Annotated in this window: 4 protein-coding genes; all 4 read right to left on the bottom strand. The window is 71.1% G+C overall.

What is annotated here, in order from left to right; all coding sequences use genetic code 11:
* Window positions 1-293: 293 nt before the first annotated feature.
* A complete protein-coding gene (locus O3Q52_RS47880; protein WP_269654744.1) occupies window positions 294-2,117 on the bottom strand; it encodes an ABC-F family ATP-binding cassette domain-containing protein in 1,824 nt (607 codons plus the stop codon).
* A 365-nt stretch (window positions 2,118-2,482) separates the two neighbouring features.
* Entirely contained in the window at window positions 2,483-3,385 is a 903-nt protein-coding gene (locus tag O3Q52_RS47875) for a 4-(cytidine 5'-diphospho)-2-C-methyl-D-erythritol kinase (RefSeq protein WP_269654743.1), read from the bottom strand.
* Complete coding sequence (rsmA, locus tag O3Q52_RS47870) at window positions 3,382-4,242, bottom strand: 16S rRNA (adenine(1518)-N(6)/adenine(1519)-N(6))-dimethyltransferase RsmA (RefSeq protein WP_269654742.1); 861 nt, start codon at window positions 4,240-4,242, stop codon at window positions 3,382-3,384. Before rsmA ends, O3Q52_RS47875 begins: the two co-directional genes overlap by 4 nt.
* A 260-nt stretch (window positions 4,243-4,502) precedes the next feature.
* Window positions 4,503-5,633 (bottom strand): resuscitation-promoting factor (locus O3Q52_RS47865; RefSeq protein WP_269654741.1); only part of this gene is annotated, 1,131 nt, incomplete at its 5' end.

Raw genomic sequence — 5,633 nt, 5'->3', positions numbered from 1 at the left:
TGCGGCGGCTGGTCCTGCGGCGGCTGGTCCTGCGGCGCTCCGAACCCGCCCTGCGGCGGCTGGTTGGGCGGCTGAGTCATCAGCGCGTTCCCCCTCTTCACTGATTTTTAGCCATGCCCTGCAGTACGCACCGCAGTAGGCGATGCACTCACAGTGGTTGTCAGACTGCCCAAGAGTGTTCTCGGACGGCTCTTTCTATCACCATGACGCGCTCGAACAAGGGGCCGGTTCCTCCCCTGTTCCCAAGGGAGGACCGGCCCGTGATGCCCTCGTTATGCTCCTTCACGCAGCCTTCACGCGTCGTCTGCGAGCTCCAGCCAACGCATTTCCAACTCCTCGCGCTCCGTGGCCAGTTCGCGCAGGTCGGCGTCCATTTTCGCCACCTTCCCGAAGTCCGTGGCATTGTCGGCGATTTGGGCGTGCAGCCGGCTCTCCTTGTCGGAGATCTTGTCCAGCTGCCGCTCGATCTTCTGGAGTTCCTTCTTCGCCGCGCGGCCCTCTTTAGAAGACACTGTCGCGGCGGACACACCGGACTTCTCGGCCGACTGGACGGGCGCGGGGGCCGCGGCCGCCGCGGCCTCCTCCATCTTGTGGCGCCGCTCCAGGTACTCGTCGATCCCGCGAGGCAGCATCCGCAGGGTCGCGTCGCCGAGGAGCGCGAACACCCGGTCCGTCGTGCGCTCGATGAAGAACCGGTCGTGGGAGATCACGATCATCGAGCCGGGCCAGCCGTCGAGGACGTCCTCCAACTGCGTGAGGGTCTCGATGTCGAGGTCGTTCGTCGGCTCGTCGAGGAAGAGGACGTTCGGCTCGTCCATCAGCAGCCGCAGCAACTGCAGACGCCGGCGCTCACCGCCGCTCAGGTCCCCGACCGGCGTCCACTGCTTCTCCTTGTTGAAGCCGAAGGTCTCGCAGAGCTGGCCCGCGGTCATCTCGCGGCCCTTGCCGAGGTCCACGCGGTCGCGCACGGCCTGGACGGCCTGCAGCACCCGCAGGGTCGGGTCGAGCTCGGCGACCTCCTGGGAGAGGTAGGCGAGCTTGACGGTCTTGCCGACCGCGACCCGTCCGGCGACGGGCTGCGTCTCACCCTCGGAGCGGGCGGCGTCCCTCATGGCCCGCAGCAGGGAGGTCTTGCCCGCGCCGTTCACACCGACGAGACCGATCCGGTCCCCCGGCCCGAGCTGCCAGGTCAGATGCTTGATGAGCACCTTCGGCCCGGCCTGGACGGTGACGTCCTTCAGGTCGAAGACGGTCTTGCCGAGCCGGGTCGAGGCGAACTTCATCAGCTCGCTGCTGTCCCGGGGCGGCGGCACATCGGCGATCAGCTCGTTGGCGGCCTCGACCCGGAAGCGCGGCTTGGACGTACGGGCGGGCGCCCCGCGCCGCAGCCAGGCCAGCTCCTTGCGGACGAGGTTCTGCCGCTTGACCTCCTCGGTGGCGGCGATGCGCTCCCGCTCGGCCCGGGCGAATACGTAGTCGGTGTAGCCGCCCTCGTACTCGTAGACATCGCCCTTCTGCACGTCCCACATGCTGGTGCAGACCTGGTCGAGGAACCACCGGTCGTGGGTGACGCAGACGAGCGCGGACCGGCGCCGGCTCAGATGCTGGGCGAGCCAGGAGATCCCTTCCACGTCCAGGTGGTTGGTGGGCTCGTCGAGGATGATCAGGTCCTGCTCCTCGATGAGCAGCTTGGCCAGCGCGATCCGCCGCCGCTCACCGCCGGAGAGCGGTCCGATCACGGTGTCGAGCCCCTGCGGGAAGCCCGGCAGGTCGAGCCCGCCGAACAGCCCGGTGAGTACGTCCCTGATCTTGGCGTTGCCCGCCCACTCGTGGTCGGCCATGTCCCGGATGACCTCGTGGCGGACGGTGGCCTCGGGGTCGAGGGAGTCGTGCTGGGTGAGCACGCCGAGGTGCAGGCCGCCGGAGTGCGTGACCCGCCCGGTGTCGGGCTCCTCCAGCTTGGCGAGCATCCGGATCAGCGTGGTCTTGCCGTCACCGTTGCGGCCGACCACCCCGATCCGGTCGCCCTCGGACACGCCGAGGGAGACTCCGTCGAGCAGCGCACGGGTTCCGTACACCTTGCTGACTGCCTCGACATTGACCAGATTGACGGCCATCGCACTCCTGACAAGGGGGATCGATCGACCTTCCAGGGTAGTCGCCCGAACGGTTGATCCTTCCGCCCGTCCAGAGGGCGGCTCCCCTGACCCCCAGCCCCCAGGGGCGCGGGGCTGTGACATTTGCGGCTCCGCCGCGTGGGCGCGCCCAGCCACATCGCACCCGCGGACGACACTCAGCCCGCTTACTGCCTCCGCTGGGGCCGTATCAACGCCGAAGCCGGAACCAAAGAGCGCCCCCCCGCCCCCGGCTCCGCCAGAGCCCGGTCATGCACAGGCATGTCATCCCGCACCAGGTTCTCCGGAACGAGCACGCCCGCCGTGACACCCCCAACCCCCACCGGCGCGCACTCGACACACAACCGTCAGACCACGACAGCCCCCGGCACGGGCCCCGCGGCAACACGGGCGTTGCGGCAAGTCCCAGAAGCAACAAGCGCATCCCCAACCTTCACCGCGGACTCGGCATCACGCACGAGAAACGCAGTCGTCGGCCCAGACCCAGACACCAGCCCCGCCAACGCCCCCGCGGAGCGCCCGGCGGCCAAGGTCGGGGCCAGCGAGGGCCGAAGGGACAACGCGGCGGCCTGAAGGTCATTGGAGAGAACGGCGGCCAGCGCCGTGGGGTCACCCTTGGCCAACGCCCCCAGAAGCCCGCCGGAGGCAACCGGCTCAGGCACCTCCACCCCTTCGTTGAGGCGGTCGAACTCCCCGTACACGGCAGGCGTCGACAATCCTCCGTCGGCGACGGCGAACACCCAGTGGAAGATCCCCCCGACCTCCAGAACCCGCAGCTTCTCGCCGCGCCCGGTCCCGAGCGCCGCGCCGCCGACCAGGCTGAACGGCACGTCGCTGCCCAACTCGGCGCAGATGTCGAGGAGTTCGTCGCGAGAGGCCCCCGTACCCCAGAGGGCGTCGCACGCGAGCAGCGCGCCCGCGCCGTCGGCGGACCCGCCCGCCATGCCCCCGGCCACGGGAATGTCCTTGGCGACGTGGATGTGCACGCGGGCCTCGCGCCCGGTCCTCGCGGCGAGCTTCTCCACCGCGCGGGCCGCCAGGTTCGTACGGTCCAGAGGCACTTGGGAGGCGTCGGGCCCTTCGCAGGTCACGCGGAGGGTGTCCGCCGGGGTCACGGTGACCTCGTCGTAGAGGCCGACCGCGAGGAAGACGTTGGCCAGGTCGTGGAACCCGTCTGGGCGGGCGCCGCCCACCGCGAGCTGCACATTGACCTTGGCGGGGACCCGTACCGTCACGCTCGTCGCGCTCACTGCTTGCTCTCCGCGATCCGTGCGAACTCTTCGACCGTCAGGGACTCACCGCGTGCCTGGGGCGAGACGCCGGCCGCGACGAGGGCGGCCTCGGCGGCGGGGGCGGAACCGGCCCAGCCGGAGAGAGCGGCCCTCAGGGTCTTGCGCCGCTGGGCGAAGGCCGCGTCCACGACGGCGAAGACCTCGCGCTTGGAGGCGGTCGTCTTCACCGGCTCCTCGCGCCGCACCAGCGAGACGAGCCCGCTGTCGACGTTGGGGGCGGGCCAGAAGACGTTGCGGCCGATGGAGCCGGCCCGCCTGACGTCGGCGTACCAGTTCGCCTTCACGGACGGCACGCCGTAGACCTTCGAGCCGGGCGGGGCGGCGAGCCGGTCGGCGACCTCCGCCTGCACCATCACAAGCGTGCGCTCGATGGTGGGGAAGGTGTCGAGCATGTGCAGGAGTACGGGCACGGCGACGTTGTACGGGAGGTTCGCGACGAGGGCCGTGGGGGCGGGGCCGGGGAGCTCGGTCACCTGCATGGCGTCGGAGTGGACGAGCGCGAAGCGCTCGGCGCGGGACGGCATACGGGCGGTGATCGTCGCCGGGAGCGCGCTCGCGAGGACGTCGTCGATCTCTACGGCGACGACGCGGTCGGCGGCCTCCAGCAGGGCGAGAGTCAGGGAGCCCAGGCCCGGGCCGACCTCGACGACCACGTCCTCGGGGCGGACGCCTGCGGTCCTCACGATGCGGCGCACGGTGTTGGCGTCGATGACGAAGTTCTGGCCGCGCTGCTTGGTGGGTCGTACGCCGAGGGCTTCCGCGAGCTCGCGGATGTCGGCGGGACCCAGGAGGGCGTCGGAGGTGGGGCTGCTCACGCCCCAAGGGTACGGGTGGGATCGGTCGGGCCCGTTTTTCGCCCCCGCCGCCCCTACCCTCCCCCACTCTCGGCTTCGCTCGAGCGGGGGGACCCCCATCGTCCCTTACTCAGGGGCTCCGCCCCCGAACCCCCGCTCCTCAAACGCCGGAGAGGCTGAGTCACTTGAGGGGCGCGGGGAACTGCGCAGTCTTTCAGGGGCACGGGGAGCTGCGCGATCAGCCACGACGCACCCGCACCTCTCAACCACACCCGCACCCCTCACCCCTGCAACCGCCCCCCACAATGCGGCCAGGGACTCGCCCCCCGCCGCACATAAAGCTTCTTCGCGCGGAACGTCTGCTCCGCGGCAGGCGCGTCCTGGGGGCGCCCGGAACCGCCGAGACTCCGCCAGGTCTGGGTGTCGAACTGGTAGAGCCCCCCGTACGTGCCGGAGGAGTCGACCGCCCCGGGCCGCCCGCCCGACTCGCAGTGGGCCAACCCCTGCCAGTTCAGCCCGTCCGCCCCCTGCACGGACGTGGGAAGCGGCCTCGTCCCCACCTTCACCACCTGCGCCTGAGGCAGGTCCACCACCTCGGCCCCAAGACGCCGAGGACGCTCCTTCACCCCATTGACCGTACGAAGGGCGTACGTGACGCGCCGCAGCCCCGCCCGCCCCGCCGTCTCGACGACCTCCGTCCCCCGGAACAGCCCGGGATCCTCCTTCCGCCGCACCTCGAAGGGGATCGGCTCCTCACGGACCTCCTGCGTGCCGATGATCCGCATGACGGTCACCGTCTGCCCGTCCCGCGGAAAACTCCCGGGCGGCACGGACGTGGTGTCCTCCCCGTGCAGCGTGATCCCGGCGTCCGCCACGACCTCGCGGACGGTCGCCGCGTTCGTCCGGACCGTCCGCGCCCGCCCGTCCGCCATGACGGTCACGGTCCGCTCGGTACGGACGTCGAGCGCGAGCCCCTCCCGCCCGATCCGCCGGGAGCGCGGAACGGACACGTACGCGCCCTCCGAACGCACCCCGAACTCCCGCAACGCGCCCTCCACGGTGTGGGCCGTGGTCCACACCCTGCTCCGCTGCCCGTCGAGGGTGAGGCGCACGGGCCGCCCGTACCGTACGGCCACCTCGTCCCCGCTGGTCAGCGCGGCTCCGGGGCCGGGCGCCACGATGTCGTGCGCGCCGATCTCGACGCCCTCGTCGGCGAGGAGTTCGGTGACGTCGTCGGCGAAGGTGTGCAGCGTGCGCGGCTTCCCGTCGACGTTCAGCTCGATCGCCTTGTCCTCGGCGACGAACGCGGTGGTGCCGCCCGCGAGGAAGGCCACGACCAGCGCCTGCGGCAGCAGCCGGCGCATGTCGGGCCGCTCGGCACTCCTCCGCCGCCGCGCGGCCCGCCGGGCCTC

Source organism: Streptomyces sp. ActVer (assembly GCF_027270795.1).
GTDB lineage: Bacteria > Actinomycetota > Actinomycetes > Streptomycetales > Streptomycetaceae > Streptomyces > Streptomyces umbrinus_A.
Note: the sequence above shows the minus strand (reverse complement) of the source record. Positions and strands in the feature narration are given on the sequence as shown.

Coding starts and splice junctions, on each gene's coding strand:
- O3Q52_RS47880 (WP_269654744.1), bottom strand. CDS start 2,117: ATGGCCGTCAATCTGGTCAATGTCGAGGCAGTCAGCAAGGTGTACGGA.